Source organism: Tenacibaculum sp., from assembly GCF_050290165.1.
Lineage (GTDB): Bacteria > Bacteroidota > Bacteroidia > Flavobacteriales > Flavobacteriaceae > Polaribacter.
Window position 1 is genome coordinate 1 of the sequence record NZ_JBNKHD010000005.1, and the last position, 16,954, is coordinate 16,954.

Consider the following 16,954-nt stretch of genomic DNA (forward strand, 5'->3'; position numbering starts at 1 on the left):
ACAATCACAGCAACCGATAACTGTGATAGCTCAGTAGATGTAATCTTTACCGAAGTGAGCAATACGGTAGTAGATGGCTGTGGAGAGATTGTACGCAAATGGGAATCAACCGATAACTGTGGTAACACGGTAAGTCATACCCAAACCATTACGGTAACCGATAGCACTGCACCCGTATTATCATCAGAACCATCAGATGTAAGTGTAGGCTGTGAATCAGTACCAGCAGTACCAACAATCACAGCAACCGATAACTGTGATAGCTCAGTAGATGTAATCTTTACCGAAGTGAGCAATACGGTAGTAGATGGCTGTGGAGAGATTGTACGCAAATGGGAATCAACCGATAACTGTGGTAACACGGTAAGTCATACACAAACCATTACTGTGACCGATACTACTGCACCAGTATTATCATCAGAACCATCAGATGTAAGTGTAGACTGTGAGTCAGTACCCGCAGTACCAACAATCACAGCAACCGATAACTGCGATAGCTCAGTAGATGTAATCTTTACAGAAGTGAGCAATACAGTAGTAGACGGCTGTGGAGAGATTGTACGCAAATGGGAATCAACCGATAACTGTGGCAACACGGTAAGTCATACCCAAACCATTACGGTAACCGATAGCACTGCACCGGTATTATCAGCAGAACCAGCAGATGTAAGTGTAGACTGTGAGTCAGTACCAGCAGTATCAACAATCACTGCAACCGATAACTGCGATAGCTCAGTAGATGTAATCTTTACCGAAGTGAGCAATACGGTAGTAGACGGCTGTGGAGAGATTGTACGTAAATGGGAATCAACCGATAACTGTGGTAACACGGTAAGTCATACACAAACCATTACGGTGACCGATAGCACTGCACCGGTATTATCAGCAGAACCAGCAGATGTAAGTGTAGACTGTGAGTCAGTACCAGCAGTACCAACAATCACAGCAACCGATAACTGCGATAGCTCAGTAGATGTAATCTTTACCGAAGTGAGCAATACGGTAGTAGACGGCTGTGGAGAGATTGTACGTAAATGGGAATCAACGGATAACTGTGGCAACACAGTAAGTCATACTCAAACCATTACGGTAACCGATAGCACTGCACCTGTATTATCAGCAGAACCATTAGATGTAAGTGTAGACTGTGAATCAGTACCTGCAGTACCAATAATCACTGCAACCGATAACTGCGATAGCTCAGTAGATGTAATCTTTACTGAAGTGAGCAATACAGTAGTAGACGGCTGTGGAGAGATTGTACGCAAATGGGAATCAACCGATAACTGTGGCAACACAGTAAGTCATACTCAAACCATTACGGTGACCGATAGCACTGTACCAGTACTATCAGCAGAACCATCAGATGTAAGTGTAGACTGTGAATCAGTACCAGCAGTACCAACAATCACTGCAACCGATAACTGTGATAGCTCAGTAGATGTAATCTTTACCGAAGTGAGCAATACGGTAGTAGACGGCTGTGGAGAGATTGTACGCAAATGGGAATCAACCGATAACTGTGGTAACACGGTAAGTCATACACAAACCATTACGGTGACCGATATTACTAAACCAGATTTTACAGTACCAGTAGATATTACAATTTATAAAAATGACAATTGTACTTATGATGCTAGTGTTGGAATTACTGGAGATGTTACTGATGAATCTGATAATTGTGATACAACTTTGAATGCCAATTATAATGATGTAGAATTAGCAGGAAGTTGTCAAGGTGAAGTAATAGTTACTCGTACTTGGAGTCTTACTGATAACTGTGGAAATACTACTGAAAAAGTTCAAACAATAACAGTTAAAGATAATACGGCACCAGTTATAGATGAAACAAACAAGAACAATATAGATATAGAATGTGGAGTAGGAGATACAGCTACTACTTTACAAGAATGGTTAGATAACAATGCAGGAGCAACCGCAACGGATAATTGTAGTAATGTTACATGGACTAATAATTATGGAGATGATACTTCAGTAAAATGTGATGGTAGTTATATTACAGTAACATTTACAGCTACAGATGATTGTGGAAATTCAAGTATTACCACAGCAGGATATCTAATTAAAGATGAAACGTCACCAACAATTACTACTCAACCATCAGATAAAGTAGTTGAGTGTGATGGAGCAGGAAACATAGCAGAGTTAGATGCTTGGTTGGCAAGTAATGGAGGCGCTTCAGCTTCAGACGATTGTAGTGTAGTAGCTTGGAGCAATAACTATAGTGAGTTGATTTACACCTGTGGTTTTGCAGGAGAAGTTGAAGTAATTTTTACAGCTACAGATGCTTGTGGAAATGCTACAGATACAAATAGTGTAAAATTCATTATTCAAGACACTACTGCACCGCAGTTTGTTGAAGAGTTACCAGCAGCAGAAATTACTGTAAGTTGTGATAATATTCCAGTGATGGAAACTTTAACAGCAACTGATAATTGTGATCCATCAGTAACAGTAATTCCAAGTGAAGTTACTAGTGGAGACGACGATGCATGTGGATCAGAATACTTAATTACAAGAAAATGGACAGTATCAGATTGTTCAGGTAATACCACTACTCATATTCAGGTGATTACTGTAGAAGATACTACCGCACCGGTATTTGTAGAAGAATTACCAGCAGCAGAAATCACTGTAAGTTGTGATAATATTCCAGTGATGGAAACCTTAACAGCAACAGACAACTGTGATCCATCAGTAACAGTAATTCCAAGTGAAGTTACCAGTGGAGATGACGATGCATGTGGATCAGAATACTTGATTACAAGAAAATGGACAGTATCAGATTGTTCAGGCAATACGACTACTCACATTCAAGTAATTACCGTAGAAGATACTACAGCACCAGTATTTGTAGAAGAGTTACCAGCAGCAGAGATCACTGTAAGTTGTGATAATATTCCAGTAATGGAAACCTTAACAGCAACAGATAACTGTGATCCATCAGTAACAGTAATTCCAAGCGAAGTTACTAGTGGAGACGACGATGCATGTGGATCAGAATACTTGATTACAAGAAAATGGACAGTATCAGATTGTTCAGGTAATACGACTACTCATATTCAGGTAATTACAGTAGAAGATACTACCGCACCAGTATTTGTAGAAGAGCTACCAGCAGCAGAAATCACTGTAAGTTGTGATAATATTCCAATGATGGAAACCTTAACAGCAACTGATAATTGTGATGCTTCCGTAACAGTAATTCCAAGCGAAGTTACTAGTGGAGATGACGATGCATGTGGATCAGAATACTTGATTACAAGAAAGTGGACAGTATCAGATTGTTCAGGTAATACCACTACTCATATTCAAATGATTACAGTAGAAGATACTACCGCACCAGTATTTGTAGAAGAGTTACCAGCGAATGTAACCGTAAGTTGTGATGCAATTCCAGAAGCCGCAGTATTAACAGCAACAGATAATTGTAATTCAAACGTAACAGTTAATTATACTGAGGAGTTTGCAGGACAAGATGATGAATGTGCATCTGAATATACCATTACAAGAACATGGACGGTACAAGACTGTGCGGGTAATACAACATCACATACTCAAGTAGTAACTGTAGAAGATACTACCGCACCACAGTTTGTGGAAGAGTTACCAGCAAATGTAACCGTAAGTTGTGATGCAATTCCAGAAGCAGCTGTTTTAACAGCAACAGACAACTGTAATCCTTCAGTAGCGGTTAATTATACTGAGGAGTTTGCAGGACAAGATGATGAATGTGCTTCTGAATATACAATAACAAGAACATGGACAGTTCAAGATTGTGCAGGTAATACAACATCTCATACTCAAGTAGTAAATGTAGAAGATACTACTGCACCGCAGTTTGTGGAAGAGTTGCCAGCGAATGTAACCGTGAGTTGTGATGCAATTCCAGAAGCAGCAGTATTAACTGCAACAGACAACTGTAATACTTCTGTAACAGTTAATTACACTGAGGAGTTTGCAGGACAAGATGATGAATGTGCATCTGAGTATACCATCACAAGAACATGGACAGTTCAAGACTGTGCAGGTAATACAACATCGCATACTCAAGTAGTAACAGTGGAAGATACTAACGCACCGCAGTTTGTAGAAGAATTACCAGCGAATGTAACCGTAAGTTGTGATGCAATTCCAGAAGCAGCAGTATTAACTGCAACAGATAATTGTAATTCAAACGTAACAGTTGTATATTTAGAAGAGCTAACAGGACAAGAAGAAGGTTGTGCTTCTGAATATACAATAACAAGAACATGGACAGTACAAGACTGTGCAGGAAATGGAGTTTCACATACTCAGATAATTACTGTGCAAGATAATGAAGCACCAGAGTTGGTATCTACACTTGAAGATATTACTATAGAGTGTGATAATGTTCCAGAAGTACCAACTTTAGAGTTTGTAGATAATTGTTCAGGAAATGTTACACAAACAAACTTTGAAGAGACTAGCACATTTGATGGTACTGATAGTGATTATATTATAACTAGAACATGGACAGTAGCAGATGATTGCGGAAATACAGCTGAATTTGTACAAAATATTACTGTAACGGTAAAAACTTCAGTAACTGAGCTTGCAGATTCTAAATGTATCGACGATGGAATAATCAATTTAAATGATTATTTGGTTAATCAAAGTGAAGAAGGTGGTACTTGGGAAGTAACACAAGGAAACGTAGTTTTATCTGATGACGGAAGTTTTGATCCATCAAACTTAAGTTTAGGAGATTATGTATTTACTTATACAGTACCAAATAATGGATGTTTATCATCAACTATAGTAACAATTAATATAAATGATGATTGTGTGGTATTACCATGTGGACAAGAAGATGTGGTAATATCTAAAGCAGTAACCCCTAATGGAGATTCATGGAATGAATTCTTTGAAATTACAGGAGTAGAATCTTGTGGTTTTGTAGCAAATGTAAAAATATTTAACCGTTGGGGAGCCAAAGTTTTTGAATCTAACAATTATGCAAATAATTGGAATGGAGTTTCAGATGGAACTACATTCGGAGGAGCAAAAAGACTACCTGCAGGTACATATTACTACATTGTAATATTAGAAAATAGTGGTTTAAAACCATTTACTGGAGCAATTTACTTAGGAACCAAATAATATTATAGCTATGAACCATAATTACAGAATATTACGTACAGTTGTTGCACTATTCTTTGTATGCATTTTTAACGTACAATCGCAACAATTACCACAATTTACTCAGTACATGTATAACACAATTTCTATCAACCCTGCATATGCAGGTAGTAGAGGGGTATTGAGTGTAGTTGGACTACATAGAAGCCAATGGGCAGGTTTAGATAGAGCACCAGAAACACAAACGCTATCTGTGCACGCACCACTTAGGAATGATAAAATCGGACTAGGCTTATCGTTTATTAACGATAAGCTTGGGTACGAAAACTTTATCTACCTATATGGAGATTTTTCTTACACAATTAATCTTAATGAAGATTTAAGATTAGCCTTTGGTCTTAAAGCTGGATTTACTCAATATAATATTGATGACGAGTTGAAAGCAGCTGAAGGTTCAGATCCAGGTATTAGTGGTATACAAAATCGATGGGAACCTAATATTGGTAGTGGTGCATACTTGCATACCGATAAGTGGTATGTAGGATTATCAGCACCAAGATTACTAAATATTGATCATAATGACTTAGAAATTAATGGAATTAATTACGGAGTTATTGATAAGGTAAGTTATTATTTAACAGGAGGGTATGTGTTTGATTTGAGTGATAATGTAAAGTTTAAACCAGCTACATTAATTAAAGCAACAAATGGAGCACCATTATCATACGATATAACAGCAAACTTTTTATTCAATGAAAAGTTTTGGTTAGGAGGATCGTATAGAATAAATGAAGATACAGGCGCTTTAGGGGCAATAGTAGATTTTCAAGTAACCAAACAATTTCGTGTGGGGTATGCGTATGAACATCCTTTATCAGATATTAATCAGTATTCTAACGGAACGCATGAAATATTGTTAATGTTTGAGTTGCTCCCTAAGTTACATAGAACAAAATCTCCTAGATATTTTTAAAAAGCATAGTTATGAAGACAAAAATAACACTTATACTACTTTTTATATCATGTTTTGCTTTTTCTCAAAGAAAAATAGCTGATAAATTTTATAAGGAATACTCTTATATAAAAGCAGCAGAATTTTACAAAAAAGCAATAGATAATGGAGATGATGGAGTGGATATGGTAACAAGATTAGCAGACTGTTATTATAATAATTCCAATTCTGAACAAGCAGTTTACTGGTATGGGGTAGCATCTAATAGAGATGAAGGTTTAAGCGATGAAGCTATATACAAATATGTTCAATCACTCAGAAGTGTTGGTCAATACGATAAAGCAGATGAGTGGCTGAAAAAAATTCCAGATGTAGCTTTAAAAATAGGAAATGTTGATTATGATAAGTTAAAAACACTTAATAAAGATTCTGTAGTAGTAGCAAATTTGGATATTAATACCAAAAACTCAGAATTTGGTTTATATGCTCGAGGTCAAAAACTATACTTTGCTTCAGCAAGAGATGAAAATGGTAAAATTTATGAGTGGAACAACCAACCGTATTTAGATTTATTTCAAGCAAAGGTTACTAAAAATAAAGATGGTGATGATATTGTAGAAAATGTCATGCCTATAGTTTCCTCTAAAATTAATACAGGTTTTCATGAATCAAGTGTTGCTATAACCAAAGATGGTCAAACATTATATTTTACAAGAAATAACATAAATGATAAAGATAAATTAGAGTATGATAAAAAAGGTACTTCACATTTAAAAATATTTAAAGCGACTTTAGTTAATGGACAATGGGATAATATTGAAGATTTACCATTTAATGATAAAATATATTCTAGCGGGCATCCCGCATTAAGTCCAGATGAAAAGACGCTGTATTTTGTATCTGACAGACCGGACAGTTATGGCTTAACTGATATTTATAAAGTAGCTATTCTACCTAATGGGGGGTATGGTAAACCAATAAATTTGGGTGATAAAGTAAATACAAGAGGAAGAGAGATGTTTCCTTTTGTCGCTGAAGACTATACCCTCTATTTCTCCTCAGATGGTTATGCTAATTTGGGGTTATTAGATATTTATAAAACTGATTTATTAAAAAATAATTCTTCAGAAGTAGTCAATATTGGAGCACCTTTTAATAGTGGATACGATGATTTTGCATTCTTTTATAATGATGATGGAAAATCAGGATACTTTTCTTCAAATAGACCCGGCGGAAAAGGAGAGGACGATGTTTATAAGTTTAAAACATTAAAATGTAAGCAGTATATTAAAGGGAAAACTTTTGATAAAAGAACTAATGAAATATTGCCAAATACCTTAGTTGAGCTTATGGATTCAGATGGGAAAGTTATCAAAAGATTTGTAACTCAAGAAGATGCAGCTTACGTTTTTGAAGTAGAGTGCGAGAAGAAATTTTCTTTAAGAGGAACCAAGTTAGATTACAAAGATGATTTTGTAAATAATATTGAAACAACTGATGTAAGAGGAAGAGAAATAGAACACGATTTATATTTAACACCGTTAATTATAGGAAATGAGATTGTAATAGATCCGATATTCTTTGATTTTGATAAGTGGAATATAAGACCTGATGCGGCATATGAACTAGAACACATTGTAAAAGTGCTAAATAATCACCCAAAAATGATTATTAAAATTGAAGCACATACCGATAGTAGAGGTAGCGATCGCTACAATGAAATTTTATCGGATAAGAGAGCTAAATCTACCAGAGATTATATTTTCTCTAGAGGTATTGATAGCAATAGAATACAAAGTGCTATTGGTTATGGAGAAAAGCAGTTAGTTAATAAATGCTCAAATGGTGTTCAATGTACAGAAGAAGAACATCAAGAAAACAGACGTTCGAAATTTATAATCGTTAATGATTATAAATAGTTAAAATAAGTAATTAGTCTCCCGTAGAGTAGTTTTCTTTTGCCCCGGTTCAATTCCGCATATTGAATTGGGGTTTTTTTTATTTAATTCTTTACTGCTTAACAAAAATGTTGGTAAAATACCATTTACCATCAGCACTTTTTTCAGCAGTTACATCAAAGTGGGTATAATCACCTTCAATATTTTGTTTGTGACCATCACTTTTAATCCATGCATTTACAACAGCATCAGCAGTTGAATAGCCATAAGCTACATTTTCAGCAACACTTACAGCATCAGCATTTTCAATCAAATATTCTTTACGTTGGAAAAAAAAGTCATGCGACACCTCATTCTTTTCAACCATATAAGTAGTATGATTGCTAGTTTGAGATTTAATGGCTTGTAATTTACTTAGTGAAGAATACCCGTTATTAACACGATAATCGTTAATAAGGCCTAAAATGTCCGCTTCTATTGATTTTTCACTGATAGGAGTTGATAGTTCAGGAGTATTACCAACAATCTCAGTCTCACTAGAGGAACAGGATGTTAATATTAGTGCACAAAAGAGCACCAATAACTTGAGGGGGTAGTTATTCATGATCGTAGGGGTTAGGGGTTAATCAAAAAACTTGCCCTAAAGATATGCCAAAAAAGAGATATAATCCAAACTTGATACAGAAATGAGAGGAAAAAGGGGGTTTTTCCTTTGGTTAGATTGCTTGTTTTATAAAGTCTTCATACTCATAAAAAAACAGCTCAAATTGTGTCATTGTATCAACATAAAATTCAAAACAATCTCGCCATGTATCCTTATTATGAATACTGAATTTTTTATCGAAAGGAACATAAATTCTACGAATTATTTTACGACTTTCTAGCTCAAAATTATCATCATAAATAACCTCTGGTAAGTATTCAGATTCAAGTATCTTTTTTAAAGAAATTAATTGGTCATATAGTAATTCATTAGCTATATCTTCAGGATGTTCAAAATCTAAACAAACTGAAGCCTTTTTTCTATCAGCTTGAAATTTGAAGGCAAAACCTTTAATTTTTGTATTATATAATAGCCATTTTCTAGGAAATGATTTTCCAAAACTTACCCAAAACTCTTTGCGTAAACGAGCAGATTCTTCTTTACTAAACACTAGCCATGAACTTTTGCAGTTTTACCTCTTTCTCTCATCATTTCAGCTTCAAAAGCTAATAAATCATTCCATTTTTTATCTACGATTTCACGATCCATATATTTACGAGCATATCCTAAAAATAAGGTATAGTGGTTTGCTTCAGAAATCATTAAATCTAGGTAAAATTTTGATAATTCTTCATCCTCCATATTATCTGCAAAAACCTTAAAACGTTCACAACTACGAGCTTCAATTAAAGCAGCAACTAGTAATCGGTGTATCAAAGCTTCAGTTCTGTTACCTGTATGTGGAAAAAACTTTTGCAGTTTCAAAGCATAATCATTTTTAGTAGCTTGCCCTAAAACCATTCCACGGTCTACCATTAGATGATGTACCATCCTAAAATGTTCCATTTCTTCAATGGCAATATCACTCATGTCTTTCACAAGTGCTGTTTCTTCAGAGTAATTAATAATAATTGAAACAGCATTTGATGCTGCTTTTTGTTCAGCAAAAGCATGATCAGTTAATAACTGTTCTAATCCGTTTTTAGCTACTTCAACCCATGAAGTTTCGGTATCAAACTGTAATCCAAGCATAATGTACTATTGAGGCGGTAAAAGTAAAAAAATATAAGCATTAATTGTACAACTGATAATTTTAAAATGGCTAAATTTGTTCTCAAAAAACTTGAAAAGGAAGGATAAACCTTCTAAAAATTGCTTAAAACCTCAAATTTTATACAAATTCTCATTTAGTTACTACGAATTCTAAATGGAAGGTGTGGAAAAAATATTTTTAAGTAGTTTTAAATAAAATTGAGTAAAAACGAAACTTCTTAATATAATGAAAACACAGTTGATAAAAAGAACGACTAGAGCTGTTAGTTTTTTTGCGCTAATCCTTTTTGTACTAATCTCTAATTCTTGTAAAAAATCGGTAGTTTCCGAGAGTAATATTACTGAGTTTGGCGAGTACATTTCTGGATTCCCAGAAAAGTTAATTTCAGTAACTCCTAATTTAAAATTTGTCTTAAAAAATAAGATTGAGAGTAATTTTGATGCAAACGAAGTTGTTACCATAAAACCAAATATAAAAGGAGAAGTTGTTGTAACGGATAACGAATTGGTTTTTGTACCTGCAGAAAAGCTAAAAAGTAATCAAGAGTATTTGATAACGTTGCATTTATCAAAGTTGTACGAAGATATAAACGATGAATTAAAAGATTTTACGGTTAAAGTAAAAACAAAAGAGTTACTGTTTAATGTATTGTTGCAATCACCAAGTGTATATACAAAAGATTTATATGCTGTTGAAGGAGAGGTGCTAGCGAGTGATGTTGTTGAAACTGCTAAATTATCAGATTTAGTAAAAGCTACCTATAATGGAAAACCGAAGAATATTACGTTTAGTGAAGTAGGGGAATTAAGTTCTAAAATCTACTTTAAAATTGATAGTGTTCAGCGTTTTGAAGACGATAAACAATTAGTTGTAACATGGAATGGGACTCCAATTCAATCAGAATCTAAAGGGAAAAGAGAGTTAACAATTACAGGAAAAAACAACTTTAAAGTATTAGAGGTAGAAGTTGTTGATACTGACAAACAACATATTGAAATCAGTTTTTCTGATCCAATACAAAAATCACAAAACTTAAAAGGACTTATTCAATTTCTGAATACACAAAAGAGAGAGTTTACTTACAAAGTAAATAATAATAAAATTACGTTGTATCCAAAATCATCCTATACACAAAAGGTAGATGTTGAAATATTTAAAGGTATTAAGAGTGCAGATGGATACACACTTAAGGAAAATGTTATAAAGACTGTATATTTTGAAGATTTAAAACCTGAACTAAGTTTTATTAAAAGTGGATCTATTTTACCAAACTCTAATAACTTAAAAATAAATTTCAATGCAGTTAATTTAAAGGCAGTAGATGCAACTGTCTATAAAATTTATAAGGATAATGTATTACAGTTTTTACAGTACAATAATTTAAACAATCAAGGAAATTTGCGTTATGTAGGTCGTCCAGTAGCAAAATATACTGTCAATTTAAGTAACCAAGGAGTTGATTTAAAGAAAGAAAATGCCTTTGCAATAGATTTAGCTGAAATTGTAACTGTGGAAGATGGTGCGATGTATAGGGTTGAGTTATCATTTAATAAAGACTATTCAAATTATGCATGTGAAGAGGGGTTAGAAACTAAAACTATTGTTTATGGTAAAAAGGATATCGATGCCAAAAAATATGATAATCCTAATTATTACGATAATTATTATGAATATTATAGTTGGAGAGATCGAGATAATCCATGTACTACTTCTTATTACCATGATAAAGATATCAGCACAAATATTTTGGCAACAAATATTGGAGTTATCGTTAAAAAGGGAAATAATGATAAAATTGTAGTAGCTGTTACCGATTTATTGACTACCAATACTATTGAAGGAGCGAAAGTAACGCTATACAACTTACAAAAGCAGCCTATAGAGTCAACTACTACAAACAAAGAAGGGATTGCAACTTTTAGTAATGTTTCCAATGCATTTTTTGCAATAGTAACTAAAAATAAAAATACGACCTACATCAAATTGAATGATGGAGAAGCTTTGTCAATGAGCAAGTTTGATGTATCAGGAGTAAAATTGCAAGAGGGAATTAAAGGATATATTTATGGAGAAAGAGGTGTATGGAGACCAGGAGATCAGCTATTTTTAACTTTTGTGTTGAATGATAATGCAAATCCAATTCCAGATGATCACCCAATAAAGTTTGAGTTAATCAATCCGCAAGGAAAAATAATTGACCGTACCATACTTCCAAAGAAATCAAACAATGTATATGGATATGCACCTACAACAAATCCTGAAGCTATTACAGGAAATTGGAAACTACGTGTAAGTGTTGGAGGAGCTGTTTTCGACAAAACATTAAAGATTGAAACCATAAAACCAAATCGCTTAAAAATTAAACTAGCTACAGAAGCTGAGTTTATCAAAGCAAATTCTCCAATTGCAGGAGATGTAGAAGTAAAGTGGTTACATGGTGCTATTGCTAGAGGATTAAAATTAGATATTAATGGAAAATTCTCGCAAACAACTACAGAGTTCTCGAAGTTTAAAAACTATAATTTTGATGATGTAACTCGTCGATTTGGTACTGAAGAGTTTAAAGTTTTAAATGGAAATTTAAACAATGAAGGAAAGATCAATTTTTCTGTAAAACCTAAGTTAGATAGTAAAGCTCCAGGAATGCTAAAAGCGAGTTTTATAACCAAAGTATATGAAAATGGAGGAGATTTTAGTACAGATGTCTTTTCTAAAAATGTATCACCTTACACTTCGTATGCAGGATTACAAGATGCGGAAGAACCACAGTCTAAAAACTACTTATTTACGGATGAAGAATACACATTTAATGTAGCTTCGGTAAATCAGGATGGAGAAGGAGTAGCAAATAATTTGGAGGTAAATGTATATAAACTATCATGGCGTTGGTGGTGGAATACCTCTGACAATGGATTATCAAGTTATGACGGAACACGTTATCATGAACCGTATAAAAAATTACAGGTAACTACTAACGGAAGCGGTAAAGGAACCTTTAAACTTAAGGTAGATGAAAACGATTGGGGACGCTATTTAATTAAAGTAACCGATTTAAAAAGTAATCACATAACTTCTAATGTAATGTATTTTGATTGGCCTTCTTGGTATGCAAAGAAAAAAGGAAATCAAGACAAAAGCAATGCTACGATGTTAGTGTTTACTACAGATAAAGAATCGTATGAAGTAAACGAAACAGCAACAGTTAAGTTTCCTTCTTCAGAGGGAGGTAAAGCATTCATTACCATTGAAAATGGAACTGAAGTGTTAGACCATTTTTGGGTACCAACACAAGCGCAGCAAACATCGTTTAGTTTCCCTGTAAAAGATACATATACCCCTAATGTATTTGTAAACATTTCATTATTACAAAAGCATAGCCAAACGGTAAATGATTTGCCAATTCGTATGTATGGTTCTATTCCTATGTTGGTAAATAACCCTGCAACTAAATTAGAACCTAAAATTCAGTTAGCGGATGAATTACGACCAGAAACTACTGCAACTATTCGAGTAAAAGAAGAAAAGGGGAGAGCAATGACCTATACCATTGCATTAGTTGATGAAGGGTTGCTAGATTTAACTCGTTTTAAAACTCCGAATCCTTGGGGTGTTTTCTATGCACGTCAGTCTTTAGGAGTAAAAACTTGGGATATTTTTGACGATGTAATTGGCGCCTATGGCGGAAAAGTAAACCAGATATTAAGTATTGGAGGAGACGAAGCAGAAGCAGGAAGTAAAAACCGAAAAGCCAATCGATTTAAACCAATGGTTACCTTTTTAGGCCCTTTCGATTTAGAAATGGGGGATATTAAGGAGCACAAGGTTAAAATACCAAAATATGTAGGATCCGTTCGTGCTATGGTAGTAGCTACTGATACTAAAAAAGATGCCTATGGTAGTGATGAGAAAACAGCTTTTGTACGTAAGCCTGTAATGATTTTAGCATCATTACCTCGTAAGATTACTCCACAGGAAACCGTTACCTTACCTGTTACTGTTTTTGCAATGAAATCAAACATCAAAAATGTAAAAGTAACAGTACAACCTGATGAAGCTTATACGATAGTAGGAGATCGCACTCAAACAGTTTCGTTTGATCAACCAGACGAGAAAATGACATATTTCACTTTAAAAGTGAATGATTTCAAAGGAATTGGTAAAGTGAAAATAGATGCAAGTTCAGGAAATGAAAAAGCATCTTACGAAGTGGAAATAGACGTGTTAAATCCAAATCCTGTTACTACTGAAGTAAAAGATTTGGTATTAAAATCGAGTGAGCAAGGAGAACTAAATTTTACAAGTTTTGGTACCAAAGGAACCAATGCCGCTACAATAGAATTATCTACATTGCCTCCAATGAACTTTACCAAACGTTTAGGATATTTAATTCGTTATCCACACGGTTGCGTAGAGCAAACTACATCGAGCGCTTTTCCACAATTATTTTTACCAGAACTCTTTGAGTTACCAAAAGAAAAAATAGCTTCTACCGAAAGAAATATAAAGGCTACAATTCAACGATTATCCGATTTCCAATTGTCTAATGGAGGACTTTCATATTGGCAAGGGAACAGTAATGCAGATAGTTGGGGAACATCGTATGCAGGTCATTTTATGATAGAAGCAGAAAAGAAAGGATATGTATTACCAATTGGTTTTAAATCAAAATGGATAGGATATCAAAAGCAACAAGCGCGTAATTGGAGAAATAGTTCAGGTTACTATAACAATTCGTTTTCACAAGCCTACCGATTATATACCTTGAGTTTGGCAAACAGTCCTGATTTAGCTTCAATGAACCGTTTGCGTGAATCAATGGGGGTTTCTGACGAAGCTAAAATGAGATTGGCGAGTGCATATGCTTTAATTGGTAAAAAAGCCATAGCACAATCCATTTTAAAAGGATTAACAGGTTACACGTATACAAAGCGATATTATTCAAATTACGGTTCTGAAACACGTAATAAGGCAATGTCTTTAGAAACATACAATTTATTAGGAGAAGAAACTAAAGCAATAAAGCTAGCCAAAGAAATTGCTGAAAATTTATCTAGTAACAATTGGATGAGTACGCAAACAACGGCGTATAGTTTATTAGCAATGAGCCAATATGCATTGAAAAATGGAGGAGTTGAAGGAATTAAAACCAGCTATATTTTCAATAAAGTTTCAGGAGAAGCAAGTACAACAAAATCGTTATTAGTAAAAGATTTAGTAGCACTTCAACAAGAAAACTCTTTAAAGATTACCAATAAAAACAACGGAGTTTTATATGTACGTGTATTAAATAAAGGAATTTTACCTGTGGGTGAGGAAAAAGTATTCCAAAAGAATTTGGAAATCTCTATCGTATATAAGACAAAAGACGGAGCTCTTATTGAACCAGATAACTTATCGCAAGGAACTAATTTTATTGCAGAAATAATAGTTAAGAATTCTACCAATGAAACGGTTGAAAATGTTGCCTTGACACAATTTATACCTTCAGGTTGGGAAATTATCAATACTCGTTTTACCGATTTTGGAAATAATACCACGTCTTCTAACGTAGATTATACCGATATACGAGATGCGAGTATTAGTAACTATTTTACATTGAAAAAGTATGAAACGAAGACATTCAATGTATTATTAAATGCATCGTATTTAGGAGAGTACTATTTACCAGGAGTACAAGTTGAAGCGATGTACGATAACGATTATATAGCTCGTACTAAAGGTAGATGGATTAAGGTGGTGAAGTAGTTATTAATAATTAAATAAGATAAATAAAGCTTACTGATTTCAGTAAGCTTTATTTATTTCTAAAATACTTAATTTTTCCTTGTATAAGACTACCTATCTTTGCCACCTATATAAAATTCATAGATATAAAAAAGGATTATGGTAAATACAGTTAAAACACAAGAAGATATTTTAGCAAAATTAAATATTTATGAGTTAAATGAAATGCAACAAAATGCCATTTCGACTATTGATAAAACAACCAATACAATAATACTATCACCTACTGGTACAGGTAAAACATTAGGATTTTTATTGCCTACATTGAAATTAATAGACCCTGATAATAAAGAGGTTCAGGTTTTAATTTTAGTACCCTCAAGAGAATTAGCAATTCAAATAGAACAGGTGATTCGTGAAATGGGAACAGGTTTAAAAGTAAATGCTGTATACGGTGGGCGTTCAATGGCAAAAGATAAAATTGAATTAAAACATACACCAAGTGTATTAATAGGCACACCTGGTAGAATCTCTGACCATTTTGCTAACGATCGTTTTTCTAAAGAAAGTATTAAAACCTTGATTTTAGATGAGTTTGATAAATCGTTAGAAGTTGGTTTTGAGTATGAAATGCGCGGAATTATTAATCAATTACCAAGTATTAATAAACGTATCTTAACTTCAGCAACTCAAGAAGCTGAAGTTCCAGATTTTGTACGTTTAAACAATCCTACCGTATTAAACTATTTAACAGATAAAAAACCAAAGAAATTAACTTTAAAAACAGTTGTTTCGCCATCAAAAAATAAAAATCAAACCTTAGTTGAACTATTACATCACATAGGAAATCAACAAGGAATTATTTTTTGTAATTTAAAAGATAGTATTGCTAACGTAAGCGAGTTTTTAGCGAAGAACAAAATAGCACACAGTTGTTTTTCTGGTGGAATGGAGCAAAGAGATCGCGAACGTTCTTTAATAAAGTTTAGAAATGGAACAAGTCAAGTATTACTAGCTACTGATTTAGCTGCAAGAGGAATTGATATTCCAGAAATGAAATACATTATTCATTATGAATTACCACAAAGAATAGAAGAGTTTACCCATAGAAACGGACGAACAGCAAGGGTAAATGCGAAAGGAACAGCTTATGTTTTAAAGTGGCAAAAAGAAAATCTTCCAGAATTTCTTAAAAATATACCAAATGCCGATATTTCTCAGAAGCAAAAATTAAAACCTGGTTATTGGGAGACGTTATTTATTTCTGGAGGAAGAAAAGACAAAATATCTAAAGGAGATATTGCAGGTTTATTCTTTAAAAAAGGGAATTTAACCAAAGAACAAGTAGGAGTTATTGAGTTAAAACAGGACTGTGCTTTTATTTCGGTTCCTATTACTGAGTCAAAAAAGTTATTAGAAGAGTTAACTAATACACGTTTAAAAAATAAAAAAATTCGTATTACATTAGCGTAAGCTTAGAAAAAGACCAGTTTAACTTT

General features: G+C 33.8%; 8 protein-coding genes. 5 read left to right on the forward strand and 3 right to left on the reverse strand.

Annotated features, from left to right (window positions below):
- The 3 genes from ACQY6M_RS06580 to ACQY6M_RS06590 form a co-directional block, all read left to right on the forward strand.
- Window positions 1–5,145 (forward strand): gliding motility-associated C-terminal domain-containing protein (locus tag ACQY6M_RS06580; RefSeq protein WP_428744933.1); only part of this gene is annotated, 5,145 nt, incomplete at its 5' end.
- Between the two features lie 10 nt (window positions 5,146–5,155).
- On the forward strand, window positions 5,156–6,097 hold the full coding sequence (locus tag ACQY6M_RS06585) for a PorP/SprF family type IX secretion system membrane protein (RefSeq protein ID WP_428743104.1): 942 nt from the start codon (window positions 5,156–5,158) through the stop codon (window positions 6,095–6,097).
- Between the two features lie 11 nt (window positions 6,098–6,108).
- Entirely contained in the window at window positions 6,109–7,995 is a 1,887-nt protein-coding gene (locus ACQY6M_RS06590) for an OmpA family protein (RefSeq protein WP_428743103.1), read from the forward strand.
- 91 nt (window positions 7,996–8,086) lie between these two features.
- Here the strand turns inward: ACQY6M_RS06590 and ACQY6M_RS06595 are convergent, their stop codons facing one another.
- From ACQY6M_RS06595 to ACQY6M_RS06605, 3 genes are all read right to left on the reverse strand, one after another.
- On the reverse strand, window positions 8,087–8,578 hold the full coding sequence (locus ACQY6M_RS06595; RefSeq protein WP_428743102.1) for a CAP domain-containing protein: 492 nt from the start codon (window positions 8,576–8,578) through the stop codon (window positions 8,087–8,089).
- A 112-nt stretch (window positions 8,579–8,690) separates the two neighbouring features.
- The gene (locus ACQY6M_RS06600; RefSeq protein ID WP_428743101.1) at window positions 8,691–9,128 is read right to left on the reverse strand and encodes a DUF4268 domain-containing protein; all 438 of its coding nucleotides are present in this window, start codon (window positions 9,126–9,128) and stop codon (window positions 8,691–8,693) included.
- On the reverse strand, window positions 9,128–9,709 hold the full coding sequence (locus tag ACQY6M_RS06605) for a tRNA-(ms[2]io[6]A)-hydroxylase (RefSeq protein WP_428743100.1): 582 nt from the start codon (window positions 9,707–9,709) through the stop codon (window positions 9,128–9,130). The genes ACQY6M_RS06600 and ACQY6M_RS06605 overlap by 1 nt, the downstream gene beginning before the upstream one ends.
- Window positions 9,710–9,956: 247 nt before the next feature.
- On the opposite strand from ACQY6M_RS06605, the gene ACQY6M_RS06610 reads away from it, so the two are divergent.
- Window positions 9,957–15,476, forward strand: a complete 5,520-nt coding sequence (locus tag ACQY6M_RS06610) for an alpha-2-macroglobulin family protein (RefSeq protein WP_428743099.1) — start codon at window positions 9,957–9,959, stop codon at window positions 15,474–15,476.
- A gap of 138 nt (window positions 15,477–15,614) precedes the next feature.
- Window positions 15,615–16,928 (forward strand): DEAD/DEAH box helicase, encoded by a 1,314-nt coding sequence (locus ACQY6M_RS06615; RefSeq protein WP_428743098.1) that lies wholly within the window; start codon window positions 15,615–15,617, stop codon window positions 16,926–16,928.
- Window positions 16,929–16,954 lie beyond the last annotated feature (26 nt).

Coding starts and splice junctions, on each gene's coding strand:
- ACQY6M_RS06585 (WP_428743104.1), top strand. CDS start 5,156: ATGAACCATAATTACAGAATATTACGTACAGTTGTTGCACTATTCTTT.
- ACQY6M_RS06590 (WP_428743103.1), top strand. CDS start 6,109: ATGAAGACAAAAATAACACTTATACTACTTTTTATATCATGTTTTGCT.
- ACQY6M_RS06595 (WP_428743102.1), bottom strand. CDS start 8,578: ATGAATAACTACCCCCTCAAGTTATTGGTGCTCTTTTGTGCACTAATA.
- ACQY6M_RS06605 (WP_428743100.1), bottom strand. CDS start 9,709: ATGCTTGGATTACAGTTTGATACCGAAACTTCATGGGTTGAAGTAGCT.
- ACQY6M_RS06610 (WP_428743099.1), top strand. CDS start 9,957: ATGAAAACACAGTTGATAAAAAGAACGACTAGAGCTGTTAGTTTTTTT.
- ACQY6M_RS06615 (WP_428743098.1), top strand. CDS start 15,615: ATGGTAAATACAGTTAAAACACAAGAAGATATTTTAGCAAAATTAAAT.